Genomic DNA, 16,333 nt, shown 5'->3' on the forward strand with positions numbered 1-16,333 from the left:
CCCCGAAAGGCATTAACTCCGGACACGTGCCAAAGGCACGGGACCGGGCTGCCAAGTACTCATGATTGTCTTGAAGTTGAGTGACGCGGTCCCGACTTGCCCGGAGACTATGACAGCGGACCCTTAGGCTGGTAAGGGGCCACCGGGGCCCCACCGACGCCCGAGAGGACCGAGTACCGCGATGTCCCCGCGCAGAAACCGCCCCCGCGGCGGCGACCGAGGCAGCCGCCCGTCCGGCGAGGAACGCGACGTCACGAGCGTCTTCGGCCAGCGCGAGAGCTGGCGCGGCGAGGACTGGCTGGTGCGCCGGATCGGGGGCGCGGCGGCGGCGAAGCACTACCGGTGCCCCGGGTGCGACCAGGAGATTCCGCCGGGGGTGCCGCACGTGGTGGTGTGGCCGGAACACAACGGTGCCGATGACCGGCGGCACTGGCACACGGCGTGCTGGAACGCGCGGGACCGGCGGGGGGCCAAGGAGCAGCGGGGGCGGGGGGCGCCTCGCTATTGAGCGGGGGGTTCTCCGGCGGGCGGCGGAGCGCGGTCAGGATCTCTTCGGCGTGGTCGGCGAGCCAGTCGTCCCGGCCCCGCCCGGCGGCGGGACGCCGCGAAGGTGCTGGGGCAGCTCCTCGGCGCCCTCCGCCGCCGGAGGTGAACGGATGCGTCAGACGTCGCGTTTCGACATCACCGACGCCGCGAACCCCAGGACCGCCGCCGTGACCGCCGCCAGCAGGATCAGCAGCGTCCAGCCGTTGTCCGCCGAGCCCTCCATCGGGATGCCGTACAGGGACGCGAGGCCGTTCAGCGGGGAGTACTCGATCAGGTTCTCCGCCAGGTCCTGCGACCCGCTCGCCTGGACGAACACGCCGATCACCAGCGGCAGCAGCAGGAAGCCCAGCATCGTCGTGATCGCCCCGGCCGTGTGCCGCAGCAGCGCTCCGACGCCCACCGCCAGCAGGCCCAGCAGCGCCACGTACAGCGACGCGCCGACGGTCGCGCCGAGCCAGTCCCCAGTGGTGACCGATTCGGATCCGTACTCGTGGTAATGGGGCATGTCCACGGGGTCGCCGTCGTACACGATCGGCGGCTCCTCGGTGGATACCGCCGCGTAGTTGATCAGCGCCGCGAGCGTCGCCGCGACCGCCGTGAGCCCGAACGCGAGGCCGAAGAAGACGATGCCCTTCGCGGCCAGCACCCGTACCCGCTGCGGGCAGGCCGTGAAGGTCGTACGGACCATCCCGGTGCTGTACTCCGACGTGACGACCAGCACCCCGAGCGTCACGATGCAGACCTGGCCCAGTACCAGCCCGGCGAAGGCGCCCGACAGCGGGTCGTCGACGTAGATGCTGTCGGTCCGGCTCGCGGCGGTCAGCGCGCCGACGCCGATGACCAGCACCAGCATCACGCCCAGCGTCCACATCGTGGAGCGCACCGAGCGGATCTTCGTCCACTCCGAGGCGAGCGCGTCGCCCAGATGCGTCCGGCGGACGGGGATGGGGGAGGCGTACCCGGCCTTGGGGGAGACGGCGTCCTCGACGATCATCGGGCGGCCTCGCTTTCCAGAACCTCGGAGCTCTGCGGGAGTACGGGGGCGGGCGGCGGCGGCAGCTCCTGCAGCAGCCCCGCGCGCCGGTCGGTGGTGGAGCGGAAGTCCACCGCGGGCTGGGTGAGCGCCATGTACGCCTCCTCCAGCGAACCGCTGTGCGGCGAGAGCTCCCACAGCCGTACGTCCGCCTCGTGGGCGAGGTCGGAGATCCCCGGCAGCGGGACGCCCGTGACCTTCAGCGCCCCGTCGGGCAGCGCCTCGACGCTGCCGCCGGCCTCCGTCAGGGCGGTGGTGAGCGTCGCCGTCTGGTCCTCGTCGGGCGTCCGGACCAGGGCGTACCCGGAGGCGCTGCGCTCGATGAAGTCCTTGACGCTGGTGTCCGCGATCAGCTGGCCGCGGCCGATGACGATGAGATGGTCCGCCGTCAGCGACATCTCGCTCATCAGATGGCTGGAGACGAAGACCGTACGGCCCTCCGCCGCCAGCCGCTTCATCAGCTCCCGCACCCAGCGGATGCCCTCCGGGTCGAGGCCGTTGACCGGCTCGTCGAAGAGCAGCACCTGGGGGTCGCCGAGCAGCGCGGCGGCGATGCCCAGGCGCTGCGACATACCGAGGGAGAAGCCCTTGGAGCGCTGGAACGCCACCCCCAGCAGCCCGACCACGTCGAGCACCTCGTCGACCCGGCGGTCCGGGATGCCGGACAGCTGGGCCAGGCACTTCAGATGGGCGCGGGCGGTGCGTCCGCCGTGCACGGCCTTGGCGTCCAGCAGCGCGCCCACCTGGCGCGGCGCGTTGGGCAGCCTGCGGAACGGGTGGCCGCCGACGGTCACGGTGCCCGCCGTGGGCTCGTCGAGCCCGAGGATCAGGCGCATCGTGGTGGACTTCCCGGCCCCGTTCGGGCCCAGGAATCCGGTCACGGCGCCGGGCCGGACGTCGAACGACAGGTTGTAGACGGCCCACTTGTCGCCGTAACGCTTACTCAGACCCCTGGCCTCGATCAATGCCCGTCTCCCCCTCGCGGTCGGCGAGGGGCTCAGGCGCCCCCCGTAGAGGTGAGAGGCTAGCGAGGCCGATCCGGTTCCCCCAAGGGGCGGACGCAACGGAGCCGCAACAGTTGTTCTACGCGTCGCGGTTCTTGAGCACCAGATAGCCGCCGATCAGCGCCGCCGCCACCCACAGCAGCATGATCCCGATGCCGCCCCACGGGCCGTACGGGGTCTCGCCGCTGTTCAGGGCGTTCGGCACGACCCGCATGATCCGCGAACCGGCCTGGTCGGGCAGATAGCGGGCGAAGTCCTTGGCGCCGGGGACGGCGGACAGGATCGGCGAGACGAGGAACATGAACGGCATCAGGATGCCCAGCGACAGCATCGAGCTGCGCAGCATCGTGGCCACGCCCATGGCGAGCATCGCGATCAGCGTCATGTACAGCCCGCCGCCGACCACCGCGCGCAGCACGTTCTCGTCGCCGATGGACGCCGCGTGGTCGCCGAGCAGGGCCTGGCCGAGGAAGAAGGTGAGGAAGCTCGTCAGCATGGCCACGACGAACGCCAGGGCCGTCGCCGCCGCGATCTTGCAGACGTAGAACAGCCCGCGCCGGGGCACCGCCTGCAGCGAGGTGCGGATCATGCCGGAGCTGTACTCGGTGCCGACGACCAGCACCCCGAAGACGATCATCGCGAGCTGGCCCAGGCTGGTGCCGGCGAAGCTGACGTACGTCGGGTCGAACGTGGCGAGTTCGACGCCCTCGAGGTCGTCGAAGGTGTTGTTCATGACCGCGGACACCACCGCGCCCAGCGCGACGGTGACCAGCAGGGCCAGCAGCAGCGTCCACTTGGTGGACGCCACGGTACGGATCTTGGTCCACTCGGACTGCAGGACCGGGGCCGGAGATGACATCGGGGTCAGCCCTTCTTCTCGGTGTCGTCGCCGGCGGGGGCACCGCCCCAGCCCGGACCCCACTGCGGACCGGGTGCCCCCGGCGTCGTCGGATCGCCCGGGTGATGCGCGTGGTACTCCACCGAGCCCGCCGTCATCTGCATGAACGCCTCCTCCAGGGAGGCCTGCTGCGGGCTCAGCTCGTGCAGCGTGAGGCTGTTCTGCGCGGCCAGCTCGCCGATCGCCTTGGCCGCGTCGGCGCCCTCCACCTCGAAGGAGCCGTCGCCGACCTCCACGGCGGTCAGCCCGGCGCGCTGGAAGGCGTCCTTCAGCTCCTCGTGCTGCGGGCTGCGGACCCGTACGTACGAGCGGGAGTTGGTGGCGATGAAGTCCGCCATCGAGGTGTCGGCGAGCAGCCTGCCCTGGCCGATCACGATCAGATGGTCGGCGGTCAGCGCCATCTCGCTCATCAGGTGGCTGGAAACGAACACCGTGCGGCCCTGGGCCGCCAGGTTCTTCATCAGGTTGCGGATCCAGTGGATGCCCTCGGGGTCGAGCCCGTTGACCGGCTCGTCGAACATCAGGATCTTCGGGTCGCCGAGCAGCGCGGACGCGATGCCCAGGCGCTGGCCCATGCCGAGGGAGAAGCCCTTGGACTTCTTGCGCGCGACGGCGCTCAGCCCGACGATGTCCAGCACCTCGTCGACCCGGGCGCGCGGGATGCGGTTGCTCTGCGCCAGACACAGCAGGTTGTTGTACGCGCTGCGCCCGCCGTGCATCGCCTTCGCCTCGAGCAGCGCGCCCATGTACGACAAGGGCTCGGCCAGCTCCCGGTAGTGCTTGCCGTCGATGCGCACACCGCCGGCGGTGGGGGCGTCGAGGTCGAGCATGATGCGCATGGTGGTGGACTTCCCGGCGCCGTTCGGGCCCAGGAAGCCCGTGACATGGCCGGGATGCACCTGGAAGGACAGATTGTCCACCGCCAGCGTCTTCCCGTACCGCTTCGTCAAGCCTTCAACCTCGATCACCCTCCAAACCTAATGGTCACCGGTGTACGGCGCACCCCCAATCCGACAACGGAAAGGGCCCCGCACACCACAGGGGTGTACGGGGCCCTCGACCTGCCGTATACGGGTCAGCGCGACTGCTGCGCCGGAACGCCCGGCTTCGCGTCGTCGACGTCCGGCGTCGCCTGCGCGGCGACGGCCGCACCGGTGAGGGTGGCGAGCATCTCGCGGACGTTGGTCAGCTGGGCGTTGATCGAGTCGCGGCGGTTGGTCAGCGCGGCCAGCTCACGCTCGGATTCCGAGCGGATCCGGTCGGCCTTGGCGTTCGCGTCGGCCACGATGTCCTCGGCCTGGCGCTGCGCGGTCTCCACCGTCTGGCGGGCGCGGCGCTCGGCGTCGGTGCGCAGCTTCTCCGCCTCCAGGCGCAGCTGCTCCGCCCGGTGCTCGATCTCGGCGAGGCGCTTCTCGGCCTTGGCCTGGCGGGACGCGAGGTCGCGCTCGGACTGCTCGCGGCGCTTGGCCAGGTTGGTCTCGAAGTCCGCGGCGGCCTGAGCGGCCTTGGCGCGGGTCTCCTCGAAGAGGGAGTCCGCCTCCTCGCGCTTGGACTGGGCGTCCTTCTGGGCGTCGGCCCGCAGACCGGCGGCCTCGTTCTTCGCCTTGTCGACGATCCGCGCGCCCTCGTCCTCCGCCTTCGCCTTGCGCTCGGCGGCGTACGACTCGGCGTCGTTGCGCACCTGCTGGGCGGCGGACTCCGCGAGCTCGCGGTGCTGCTCGGCGGCCCGGCGGGCCTCCTCGCGCAGGTCCTTGGCCTCCTCCTCGGCGAGGCGGAGGATCTTCTCGACCCGGGCGCCGAGGCCGGCGTAGGACGGCTCGGCGTCAGCGACCTGGGCCTGGGCGTTCTGCGTCTCGAGGTGAAGCTCCTCGATCCGCTTCTCGAGGGCGGTGATGCGTGCCAGCGCGCTGTCGCGGTCGGCGACGAGTTTCGTGATGCGCTCGTCCACCTGACCGCGGTCGTATCCGCGCCGCACGAGCTCGAAGCCGAAGGGGGAGGAAGTGTCGCTCATGGGTTTCCTGTCGATGAGACCGGGTGAGGTGATAGGGGGAATCTTAGAGGCGGAGGCGGCGTGGCATAGAGTCATTCCGGACTTGATCTGGAGAATGACCCTACTTTCGAGTGGCTAGCCGTCGGTCTGCTTGCTTCCGGATCGGGGTGCCCCGGCCGCTGCCGGGGCTTTTCCGCTGTCCTTGGCCCCGCCGGAGGGCGGCGCCTCGAACGATTCCAGCGCCTCCAGGACACTCTGAACGCGGGAGATCTCCGCGTTGATGTCCTCGTGGCGCCGGGTGATGAGTTCCAGCTCGCGACGGCCTTCTTCGATGATCTTTTTCGCCTCGGCGCGGGCTTCGATTTTCATCCGCTCGGACTCGTCGAAGGTCGAGGCCTTCTTCAGTTCGGCCTCCTTGAGCAGGCCCTCGGCCTTTCTCACCGCGGCGATACGGACCCTGGAAGCCTCGGAGTTGGCGTCCGACACCAATTCCCGGGCCTTCGCCTCGGCGTCGGTCAGCTGCTCGTTGGCCGCGGCGACCAGCTTGTCCACGCGCTCCCCGGCCGCCCGGGTCAGCTCCGCGGTCTCCCGGCGGGACCGCTCGTGCAGCTCCTCGACCTCGGCGTCCGTACGGGCGCGCAGGTCCTCCGCCCGGCCGCGGATCTGCGCGGCGTCCCGGCGGGCCTCCTCCAGCATGGTGTTCGCCTCGGCACGGGTCCGCTCGGTGTGCCGGTGCGCGTCGGCCGTGGCCGCGGCGACCAGCCGCTCGGCCTCCTTGCGGGCGGCGCCGACCATGGTGTCGGCCTGCTCCTCCGCGGCGGTCGCCACGCGCAGCGCCTCGCTCTGCGCCTTCTCGATCAGCTTGTCCGCCTGCTCGGCGGCCTCCGCGCGGCGCTTGGCGGCGTCCTGACGCGACTCGTCGCGCAGCCGCTCCGCCTCCTCGCGCAGCCGCTCGGACTCGGCGGCGGCCTCGGTCACCGTCTGCTCGGCCAGCGCCCGGGCGGCGGAGGTCTCCTCCTCCGCCTCGCGGCGCAGCGTCGCGGCGTAGTGCTCGGCGGCGGCCTTCAGCCCGGTGATCTCCTCACCGGCCTGCGCGTGCAGGTCCTTCACGGAGTCCCGCACCTGCTGCGCCGTGGACTCCGCCGCGGCGACCATCTCGCGCGAGTGCGTCTCGGCGTCCGACAGCAGCCGCGACGCCTCGCGCTGCGCCTCCTCCACCCGGGTGCGGGCGCTGGCCAGCAGCTCGTCGCTCTCCACCCGGGCCTGGCCGCGCTCGCGGTCGGCGTCCTGGCGGGCGGCGGACAGCAGCGCCTCGGCCTCGCGCCGGCGGCGGGCGGCCTCCTCCTGCGCGGCGCCCAGCGCCTCGGCGGCCTGCGTCTGCAGCCGCTCCGCGGCGGCCGTGGCCTCGCCGCGCAGCCGGTCGGCGGCGTCCTGCGCCTCGGCCCGGACCCGCTCGGCCTCCTCCGTGGCGTCGGCGTGCAGCCGCACCGCCGCGGCCTCCGCCTCCGTACGGGCCGCGCCGGCGGCCGCCGCCGCCTCGTCCCGTACCCGGGTGGCCTCCTCCTGGGCCTGCTGCTGCAGCGTACGCAGCCGCTCGGCGGCCTCGGCGCGCAGCCGGTCCGTCTCCTCCGCGGCCTCGCGGCGGATCCGCTCGCCCTCGGCGCGGGCGCCCTGCAGCGCCTCCTCCGCGGCGGTGATCCGCGACTCCGCCTCGCCGTGCAGGCGGGTCAGCTCCGCCTGGGCCTCGTCGCGGTGGGCCCGGGCGGCCTCCTCGGCCTCCCGGCGGACCTTGCGCCCGGCGTCCTCGGCGTCGTCGATGATCTTCGCGGCCTGGGTGCGGCCGTCGGCCCGCAGCTCGTCGGCCTCCGCGTGCGCCTTCTGCAGCGCCTCCTCGGCCTGCCGGCGCAGCGCCGTCGCCCGGTCGACCGCCTCGTCGCGGACCCGCTCGCCGTCGGCGGCGGCGTTCGCGCGCTGCTCCTCGGCGTCCTTGCCCGCCTTGGCGAGGATCTCCTCGGCGGACTTCGCCGACTCCTCGATCTTCGCCACGGCCTCGCGGCGCGCCTCGGAGCGGATCCGCTCGCCCTCGGCGACGGCCTCCGCGCGCAGCTGCTCGGCCTCGCCGCGCAGCCGGCGGGCCTCCTCCTGCAGCTCCACGGTCTTCTGCCGGAACGCCGCGGTGTCGTCCTTCGCGGCGCCCTTGACCTGCTCGGCGGTGTCGGCGGCCTCCCGGCGCAGCCGGTTGGCCTCGGACTGGGCCTCGGCCTTGATCCGCTCGGCCTCCTCGGCGGCGGACTTCGTGGTGTCCTTCGCCTCCTCGGTGGCCTTGTTGATCACGTCCTCGGCGGTCTTCGCCGCCTGGGCCAGCGCGTTGGCGCTCTCCTCGGCCGATTTCGTACGGGCCTGCTCGCCGGCGTCCGCGAGGAGCTTCTCCGCCTGCCGGCGGGCGTCCGCGAGGGCCTGCTCGGCCTCGCCCTTCATCTTCTCGGCGTGCTTGGTGGCCTCGCCGACCAGCCGGGCGATCTCCGCCCGGGTGGTGTTCATCCGCTGTTCGGCGCCCGCCTCGGTGTCGGCGACCCGCTTGGCGATGGTCTTCTCCGCCTCGGCCACCAGCCGGTCGGCCTCGACCCGGGCGGTACGCAGCGCGGTGTCCGCCTCCTGCATCCGGGCCTGGGCCTGCCGCTGCAGCTCGGCGGCCTCGCGCCGGGCGCCCTCGGACTCGCTGACCGTGGAGCTGCGCAGCGCCTCGGCGTGCGTGGTGGCCTCGGCGGCCTGCGAGGACGCGGCGTTCAGCAGGCGCTCCGCCTCGGCGCGGGCCCGGCGCAGCACGTCGTCGGCCTCGGCCCGGGCCGTCTGCGACTCGGAGCCGGCGCGCTGGCGGGCCTGCTCGGTGAGCCGCTGCGCCTCCGCGCGGGCCGTGGCGACGGCCTGCTCGGCCTCGGCACGGCTCTCCGCGAGGAGGCGCTCGGCCTGCGACTCGCTGCGGGCGCGGACCTGCTCGGCCCAGCGCACGTTCTCGTTGACGTGCGTCTCGACGTTCGTCCGGCGCTCGGTCAGCTCCTCGTCCAGGCGCTGCCGGCGCTTGATCGCCTCGGCGTGGAGATCGGACTCCATCCGCGCCTGGCGCTCGGCGTGCTCCTGGAGCAGACGCTGGGTCTGCGCCCGGGCCTCGCGCAGCTCGCGCTCGGTGTCGGCGCGCATCTGCTCGACCTGGATCTGCGCGTTGCGCAGCATCTGCTCGGCCTGGTGGCTGACGTTGTCGTACGCCGACCTGGTCGAGGCGTTGCGGCGTGCCTCGTGCAACTTGGCACGCAGAACCTCGACCTGGTAGCCGAGGTCCTCGGCGTGCTGGACGACCTTCTCGCGTTCCTTCTTCAGCCGCTTGATCTCGGCTTCGAACTGCGAGAGCCCGTCCAGGGCAGGCTCGGCCTGTTCAGGCTGGTAGCGGTCGTAGCCCCGCACTGCGCGGTCCCATCCGTCCCCTGGTCGATTACATCCTGCTGAACCGATGACTCCAACGATTCACCGATCAGACAATCGTGTCAGATCATCGGGCCGCCCCAGGACGGGGGCAGCCCCCCTGCACTGTACCGGGAGCGGAACGCGATGGTCAGTGGGCAATGACGAAGCCACCTCAATGTGCGGATCCGTCACCGGGAGCGGCGGTCACCAGTTCGGTCAGCACGCCACCGCAGTCCTTGGGGTGCAGGAAGGTGATCCGCGAGCCCATCGACCCCGTACGCGGCTCGTCGTACAGCACCCGTACGCCCTTGTCCCGGATCGAGGCGGCGTCCGCGTCCACGTCGGCGGTGCCGAAGGCGATGTGGTGCACGCCCTCGCCGTTCTTCGCCAGCCACTTGCCCACGGGGGAGTCCTCCCGGACGGGCTCCAGCAGCTGGAGGTACGAGGCGCCGCCGTCGGACGTCTCGTTGATCTTCAGCATGGCCTCCCGCACGCCCTGTTCCTCGTTGACCTCGGTGTGGAACACCTCGAAGCCGTAGGTGGAGCGGTAGAACTCGATGGTCTTGTCGAGGTCCCGGCAGGCGATCCCGATGTGGTCGATTCGCGTCAGCATGGAACCAGTGCACCGCTCACCCATGCGGTTACGCAACGTGCGCACGGTCACAGCGATCGGACCGTGACCCCGACGGGTACGCGTCAGTACATTGACGTTAACCCTCATTCACTTCTCCCCGAAGGGGCGAACGCATGACTGGCACCACCTCAGTAATCGTTGCCGGAGCCCGTACGCCCATGGGCCGGCTCCTCGGCTCCCTCAAGTCCTTCTCCGGCGCGGACCTCGGCGGGTTCGCGATCAAGGCGGCACTGGAGCGGGCGGGCATCTCCGGCGACCAGGTCGAGTACGTGATCATGGGTCAGGTCCTGCAGGCCGGCGCGGGCCAGATCCCGGCCCGGCAGGCGGCCGTCAAGGGCGGCATCCCGATGAGCGTGCCGGCCCTCACGGTGAACAAGGTCTGCCTCTCCGGCCTCGACGCGATCGCGCTGGCCGACCAGCTGATCCGGGCGGGTGAGTTCGACGTCGTGGTCGCGGGCGGCCAGGAGTCCATGACGAACGCCCCGCATCTGCTGCCCAAGTCCCGCGAGGGCTTCAAGTACGGCGCGATCGAGATGCTGGACTGCATGGCGTACGACGGGCTCACGGACTCGTTCGAGAACGTCGCGATGGGGGAGTCGACCGAGAAGCACAACACGCGGCTCGGGATCTCCCGCGAGGCGCAGGACGCCGTCGGCGCCCTCTCGCACCAGCGGGCCGCGGCCGCCCAGGCGGCGGGGATCTTCGAGGCCGAGATCACCCCGATCCCGATCCCGCAGCGGCGCGGGGAGCCGGTCGTCTTCTCGCAGGACGAGGGCATCCGGCCGGAGACGACGGTCGAGTCCCTCGGGAAGCTGCGCCCGGCGTTCGCCAAGGACGGGACGATCACGGCGGGGACGGCGTCGCAGATCTCGGACGGTGCGGCGGCCGTGGTCGTGATGAGCAAGGCCAAGGCGGAGGAGCTCGGGCTGCCGTGGCTGGCCGAGATCGGGGCGCACGGGAATGTCGCCGGTCCCGACAACTCGCTGCAGTCGCAGCCGTCGAACGCGATCGCGCACGCGCTGAAGAAGGCCGGGCTTTCGGCGTCCGACCTGGACCTGATCGAGATCAACGAGGCGTTTGCGGCTGTCGCCGTGCAGTCGATGAAGGACCTCGGGGTCACGTCGGACAAGGTCAATGTCAACGGCGGTGCGATCGCGCTCGGGCATCCGATCGGGATGTCGGGGGCGCGGCTGGTCCTCCACCTGGCGCTGGAGCTCAAGCGGCGCGGCGGCGGGGTCGGCGCGGCGGCGCTGTGCGGGGGCGGCGGTCAGGGGGACGCCCTGATCGTGAGGGTCCCGGCGTAGGGGTCGCCCCCCGGGGCGGGTGCGGCCTCCGGCCAGGGGCGTGCTGGTGGCGTCGTGCGTCGATGGCTGCGGTCCGCTGTGCCCACCCGTCCCGCCCTGCGGGACGCCTGCCCACAGCGTTGCTGTGGGTTTGGGCGCCGTCCGGCGGGTGGGCCCCCTGCCCACAGCGTTGCGGGTTTGGGCGTCGCCCACGGCGTGGCAGACGCAGCTGGACCGGCCGTGTTCCGCAGGTCGCCGGCGTAACGAGGGGGCGGGACGGAGTGGCGGCGGAGCGTGGTCCGGCACCGAGACCAGAGTCTCCACGTCCAGCGGAGCCGCCGCTCCGGCCCGCCCCCGGACACGAGACGCGACAACAGCGCCCCACAGCCGCCGGCCGACAACGCAAAGAGAGCCATTTCCAGCCCGCCCGGCGTTTGAGGGCGAGGCGCGCAGCGCCGTCAAAGCCCGGCCGGCGTTTGAGGCCGGAGGCGCGCAGCGCCGACTCCGGCCGCAGGCCGACGCCGTTATAGCCTGACCGCCGGCCGACGGCCGACCGTGCAACGACAACAGGAGACACACCCCGTGATGGACGTACCGGCGCTGGTGAGCCAGGCCCGCGAGGGGAAGCCCCGAGCCGTGGCCCGCCTGATCTCCCTTGTGGAAGGCGCCAGCCCCCAGCTCCGCGAGGTGATGGCCGCCCTCGCCCCCCTGACCGGCGGAGCCTACGTGGTGGGCCTCACCGGCTCCCCCGGCGTGGGCAAGTCGACCTCGACCTCCGCCCTGGTCACCGCGTACCGCAAACGCGGCAAACGCGTGGGCGTCCTGGCCGTCGACCCGTCCTCCCCGTTCTCCGGCGGCGCCCTCCTGGGCGACCGGGTACGGATGAGCGAACACGTCTCCGACCCCGGCGTCTACATCCGTTCCATGGCCACCCGAGGCCACCTGGGCGGCCTGGCCTGGGCCGCCCCGCAGGCGATCCGCGTGCTGGATGCCGCCGGCTGCGACGTGATCCTCGTGGAGACGGTCGGCGTCGGCCAGTCCGAGGTGGAGATCGCCGGCCAGGCGGACACCTCGGTGGTCCTGCTGGCCCCCGGCATGGGCGACGGCATCCAGGCGGCGAAGGCCGGCATCCTCGAGATCGGCGACGTGTACGTGGTGAACAAGGCGGACCGCGACGGCGCGGACGCCACGGCCCGCGAGCTCAACCACATGCTGGGGCTCGGCGAGGCCCGCGCCCCCGGCGACTGGCGCCCGCCCATCGTGAAGACCGTGGCGTCGAGGGGCGAGGGCGCCGACGAGCTGGTGGAGGCCCTGGAGAAGCACCGGGCGTGGATGGAGGAGCACGGCGTGCTCCAGGAGCGCCGTACGGCGAGGGCCGCGAACGAGACGGAGACGATCGCGGTGACCCGCCTGCGCGAACGGATCGCGGACCTGCACGGCGACCGCCGCCTCACGGCGCTCGCGGCGCGGATCGTCGCCGGCGAGCTGGACCCGTACGCGGCGGCGGACGAGCTGGTGAAGGGGCTGACGTCGGCCTGAGCGGCTACGCGGCGACCGGCTCGTCCCGCGCGACCAGCGGGGCGAGCTCGGCGCTGACCTTGCGCTCGACGAAGAACGCGGCCGTCGGGATCGTGCCCGCCAGCAGCACCCAGATCTGCTTGCCCACCGGCCACTTGGCCTTGGCGCCCAGGTCGAAGGCGAAGATCAGGTACACGATGTAGAGCCAGCCGTGCGCGATACCGACGATCTTGGTGAAGTCACCCGCGCCCGAGAGGTCCAGCAGATACTTGCCGACCATGCCGAGGCACAGCAGGATCAGCAGGACACCGGTGACGTAGGCCATCGTCCGATAGCGGGTCAGCACGCTCTTTTTCATGCGTACGAGCCTAACCGGAACCCAGTCGATCACCGGCCCGGGGTCACGCCTCCGTGAAGTCCCCCGCGGCTATCCGCAGCGGCCGCAGGATCGCGAAGATCTCCGCGCATTCCTCCCCGTCGTACGCGGACAGCCCGAAGTCCATCGCCATCAGGTCCCGCGTCGCCGCGTCCACGATCTCCCGCCCCTTGCCGGTGATCGAAGCCAGCGTGCCGCGCCCGTCGTTGGGGTTCGGGCGCTTGGCCACGTACCCGGAGCCGACCAGCCGGTCGACGGTGTTCGTCACCGAGGTGGGGTGCACCATCAGCCGCTCGCCGATCTTCGACATCGGCAGCTCGCCCGCCTTGGAGAACGTCAGCAGCACCAGCGCCTCGTACCGGGCGAAGGTCAGCCCGTACGGCTTGACGACCGCGTCGACCTGGCCGAGGAGGATCTGGTGCGCCCGCATGATCGAGGTGATCGCGGCCATCGACGGCACGCCGCCCCAGTGCCGCGTCCACAGGTCGTCGGCACGGGCGATGGGGTCGAAGGGGAGGCTGAGGGGCTTGGCCACGCGGCAGACCTTACCCGGTGGTCACATCCCGGTCAGCCCCGTCTCAGCCTTCGGTCCTCCGCAGCCCGGCCAGCACCAGCAGCACGCAGACCGTGCCCAGCGCCCCCGCCCCCGCGACGACGTACTGCACCGGTACGAACTCGGCCGCGGCCCCTGCCGCCGCCATCCCCAGCCCCTGGATCGTCATCAGCCCCGCCTGCAGCAGCGTCATCGCCCGACCCCGCAGCTCCTCCGGCACCGCGTCGACGAACATCCGGTCCAGCCCCAGCGTGTACGCCTCCGCCAGCCCCGCGACGGCCAGCACGACCGCCGCCACCGGGACCCCGGGATGCAGCGCGTACAGCAGATACGGGACCAGCCTGGCCGCCGCCAGCGGCGCGACCACCCGCGCCCGCCCGCCCGGCCCCAGCGCCGTACCGGCCAGCACCTCTCCGGCGATGGTCCCGACCGGCAGCGCGCACATCAGCAGCCCGAGCGCCACGGTTCCCGCGCCCACACTGTCGGTGTACGGGGTGACCAGGGCCTCCGGGGCGACCGAGAACATCGGCGGCAGCCAGAACAGCAGCATCAGCAGCCGCACCCGTCGCAGTCCGAGAAGCTGCCGGGCGCCGGCCAGCGAGGACGCGAGCAGCGTGCCGCCCCCGGTGCCCCGCACCGGCCGCCGCCTGGTGCCCAGGCGCAGGATCACGGCGGAGGCGAGGAAGGTCAGCGCGGTGACGCCAGGGCGGCGCGCGGCGACAGGACCGTGAGCAGGACGCCGCCCACCCCGAACCCGGCGATCAGCGCGCTCTGGCCGACGATCCGCAGCAGCGAGCGCCCCAGGACGAACAGGTCGCCCTCGCCCAGGATGTCGCTCAGGGTCGCCGCCCGGGTGCCGGCGAAGACCGGGGCGATCGCGGCGATGGCGCACCGCAGGGCGAGCAGCACGCCGACGTGCGTCCCGGGCAGCACCATGGCCGCCGCGGCGGCGGCGCACAGCAGATCGCAGCAGACCAGGACCCGTCGGGCGGGGTAGCGGTCGGCGATCCCGGCCAGCTGGCTGAAGGACACCCGCGCCCGCCTCGGCGACCTCGACCTCACCCCACTGTGGCTGTTCATGCCCCGCGTCGGCATCACCCCGGACTTCCTGGGCCCGCCGCCGATCGGTCTGACGGCGACGTTCGAGGAGGAGCTGGCGGCGGTGCGGGCCGCCGACCCGGCGCAGGCGCTGCGCGCGATGCGCCGCTCCCTGGCCGACACCCCGGGGGCGGCCGGGCATCCGCGGGCCCGTGAGCTCCTCGCCGATCCGGTGCGGGCGATCGAGGAGCTCGCCGGGCTGCTGCGCGCCGCCTGGCACGCCCTCGTCGAGCCGCACTGGCCCCGGCTGCGCACGCTGCTCGAGGCGGACGTCGCGTTCCACAGCCGGCGGCTGGCGCAGGGGGGCTTCGAGCTGCTCTTCGCCGGGCTGCATCCCAGGCTGGGCTGGGACGACGGCACGCTGACCGTGGCGAACCGGTCCGACTACCGCCGTGAGCTCGGCGGCTCGGGCCTGCTGCTCCTGCCCAGCGCCTTCCTGTGGCCCGACGCCGTCACCGGGTTCGAGCCCCCGTGGAGCGCCGCGATCGCCTACCCGGCGCGCGGGGTCGGCGCCCTGTGGCAGACCGGCGGCCCCGGGCCGCGCGAGGCCCTCGTACGGCTGCTGGGCGCCGGGCGGGCCGGGGTGCTGGCGGCGCTCGACGAGCCCGCGTCCACCACGGCGCTGGCCCGCCGGCTGGGGCTGGCGCCGTCGACGGTCTCCGCCCACCTCGGCGCCCTGCGCGACGCCGGTCTGCTGACGGCGCGGCGCAGCCGGCACCAGGTGCTGTACGAGCGCACGCCGCTGGGGATCGCGCTGGCGGCGGGCTGACGCGCCCCAGGTTCACCCGCTTGCTCCGCCATATGTTCGATGCCGCGATTTGGCCCGTATGCCAGGATCGAAGCGATCTGCCCGCCTCAGCCCGGGAATCTCGATGTCAGGACGTATGCTCCCTCTCGCCCTCGCCGGCCTGGCGCTGGCCCTCGCCACCGTCCCCCTCGCCGGCTGCTCCGTCGCCGGCCCCGCGGACTCCGCCCCCGAGTCCGTCCGCGGCGCCGCTCCCGGAGCCGAACAGGCCGCCGCCCGTGCCGTCCGCAACGAGACCCCCTTCTGGGTGGACCCGGGCAGCGCCGCGGCCCGGCAGGTGACGCGCTGGGAGCGGGAGGGCCGCGGCGACGACGCGAAGCTGCTGCGGCGGATCTCCGAGCAGCCCTTGGCCGTCTGGCCCTCCGGCAGCGAGGAGCAGGTCGGCGCCGACGTCCGCGAGACGATGCGGCGGGCCGGGGCGGCCGGGCAAACGGCGGTGCTCGTCGCGTACAACATCCCCAACCGCGACTGCGGCCAGCACTCCGCGGGCGGCGCCGCGGACCGCGAGGCCTATCTGCGCTGGATCGGCGCCTTCGCCGACAACATCGAGGGCGGCGAGGCCCTGGTGATCCTGGAGCCGGACGCCGTCCCGCACATGGCGGACGGCTGTACGCCCGAGGAGATCCGCGCCGAGCGCCAGGAGATGCTGGGCGAGGCGGTGCTCCGGCTGAAGAGGCGCCCGGGCGTGCGGGTCTATCTGGACGCCGGCAACGCCGCGTGGAACCACGACACCGGCTCCCTCGCCCGCCGGCTGGGGGAGTCCGGCATGAACGAGGCGGACGGCTTCGCGCTGAACGTGTCGAACTTCCAGAGCACCCGGGCGACCCGGGCGTACGGGCACGAGCTGTCGCGGCTGCTCGGGGGCAAGCACTTCGTCGTCGACACCAGCCGCAACGGCAACGGCCCGCTGGCCGGCGACGACGCGACCTGGTGCAACCCGCCGGGCCGGGCGCTGGGCGCCCCGCCGTCCACGAGGACGGGCGACGAGCTGATCGACGCGCTCCTGTGGATCAAGCGCCCCGGCGACTCGGACGGCCAGTGCCGCGGCGGCCCCGCGGCCGGCACCTGGTGGCCCGAGTACGCCCTGGGCCTGGCCCGCTCCGCCGCAGACAACGATCGGCGGGCGGACCGCTAGC

The 16,333-nt window shown here is 72.7% G+C and carries 13 protein-coding genes and 2 pseudogenes; 5 read left to right on the plus strand and 10 right to left on the minus strand.

Features of this window, described 5'->3' with window-relative positions; genetic code table 11:
- Positions 1-181: 181 nt before the first annotated feature.
- On the plus strand, positions 182-508 hold the full coding sequence (locus tag SRB5_RS10855; RefSeq protein WP_153451380.1) for an ATP/GTP-binding protein: 327 nt from the start codon (positions 182-184) through the stop codon (positions 506-508).
- Positions 509-661: 153 nt separating this feature from the next.
- Here the strand turns inward: SRB5_RS10855 and SRB5_RS10860 are convergent, their stop codons facing one another.
- From SRB5_RS10860 to mce, 7 genes and pseudogenes are all read right to left on the minus strand, one after another.
- Positions 662-1,540: an ABC transporter permease gene (locus tag SRB5_RS10860; protein WP_194292894.1), complete on the minus strand. Its 879-nt coding sequence runs from the start codon at positions 1,538-1,540 to the stop codon at positions 662-664.
- Positions 1,541-1,572: 32 nt separating this feature from the next.
- Positions 1,573-2,544 (minus strand): annotated as a pseudogene (locus SRB5_RS10865) (ABC transporter ATP-binding protein); the annotation flags it as partial.
- 118 nt (positions 2,545-2,662) lie between these two features.
- Entirely contained in the window at positions 2,663-3,442 is a 780-nt protein-coding gene (locus SRB5_RS10870; protein ID WP_153451382.1) for an ABC transporter permease subunit, read from the minus strand.
- A 5-nt stretch (positions 3,443-3,447) separates the two neighbouring features.
- Entirely contained in the window at positions 3,448-4,449 is a 1,002-nt protein-coding gene (locus SRB5_RS10875; protein WP_323377693.1) for an ABC transporter ATP-binding protein, read from the minus strand.
- A 107-nt stretch (positions 4,450-4,556) separates the two neighbouring features.
- On the minus strand, positions 4,557-5,492 hold the full coding sequence (locus tag SRB5_RS10880) for a coiled-coil domain-containing protein (RefSeq protein ID WP_153451384.1): 936 nt from the start codon (positions 5,490-5,492) through the stop codon (positions 4,557-4,559).
- A 114-nt stretch (positions 5,493-5,606) separates the two neighbouring features.
- Positions 5,607-8,930, minus strand: a complete 3,324-nt coding sequence (gene scy / locus SRB5_RS10885) for a polarized growth protein Scy (RefSeq protein WP_323377695.1) — start codon at positions 8,928-8,930, stop codon at positions 5,607-5,609.
- Positions 8,931-9,102: 172 nt separating this feature from the next.
- Entirely contained in the window at positions 9,103-9,543 is a 441-nt protein-coding gene (mce, locus tag SRB5_RS10890; RefSeq protein WP_153451385.1) for a methylmalonyl-CoA epimerase, read from the minus strand.
- A gap of 134 nt (positions 9,544-9,677) precedes the next feature.
- Here mce and SRB5_RS10895 point away from each other — a divergent pair, with 134 nt between their 5' ends.
- A complete protein-coding gene (locus SRB5_RS10895) occupies positions 9,678-10,868 on the plus strand; it encodes an acetyl-CoA C-acetyltransferase (protein ID WP_153451387.1) in 1,191 nt (396 codons plus the stop codon).
- A 561-nt stretch (positions 10,869-11,429) separates the two neighbouring features.
- A complete protein-coding gene (gene meaB, locus SRB5_RS10900; protein WP_323377697.1) occupies positions 11,430-12,386 on the plus strand; it encodes a methylmalonyl Co-A mutase-associated GTPase MeaB in 957 nt (318 codons plus the stop codon).
- Between the two features lie 4 nt (positions 12,387-12,390).
- On the opposite strand, the gene SRB5_RS10905 is transcribed toward meaB, so the two are convergent.
- The 3 genes and pseudogenes from SRB5_RS10905 to SRB5_RS10915 all read right to left on the minus strand — a co-directional run.
- Positions 12,391-12,723, minus strand: a complete 333-nt coding sequence (locus tag SRB5_RS10905; protein WP_153451388.1) for a DUF3817 domain-containing protein — start codon at positions 12,721-12,723, stop codon at positions 12,391-12,393.
- Positions 12,724-12,766: 43 nt separating this feature from the next.
- Entirely contained in the window at positions 12,767-13,276 is a 510-nt protein-coding gene (locus SRB5_RS10910; RefSeq protein WP_323377698.1) for a MarR family winged helix-turn-helix transcriptional regulator, read from the minus strand.
- A 43-nt stretch (positions 13,277-13,319) separates the two neighbouring features.
- A pseudogene (locus SRB5_RS10915) lies at positions 13,320-14,308 on the minus strand (MFS transporter); the annotation flags it as partial.
- Between the two features lie 64 nt (positions 14,309-14,372).
- Between SRB5_RS10915 and SRB5_RS10925 the strand changes: the two are divergent.
- Positions 14,373-15,161 (plus strand): ArsR/SmtB family transcription factor, encoded by a 789-nt coding sequence (locus tag SRB5_RS10925; protein WP_153451393.1) that lies wholly within the window; start codon positions 14,373-14,375, stop codon positions 15,159-15,161.
- Between the two features lie 115 nt (positions 15,162-15,276).
- Positions 15,277-16,332, plus strand: coding sequence for a glycoside hydrolase family 6 protein (locus SRB5_RS10930; protein WP_153451395.1), 1,056 nt, complete (start codon positions 15,277-15,279; stop codon positions 16,330-16,332).
- Position 16,333 lies beyond the last annotated feature (1 nt).

This window comes from Streptomyces smaragdinus, assembly GCF_009604385.1.
GTDB classification, from domain to species: Bacteria; Actinomycetota; Actinomycetes; order Streptomycetales; family Streptomycetaceae; genus Streptomyces; species Streptomyces smaragdinus.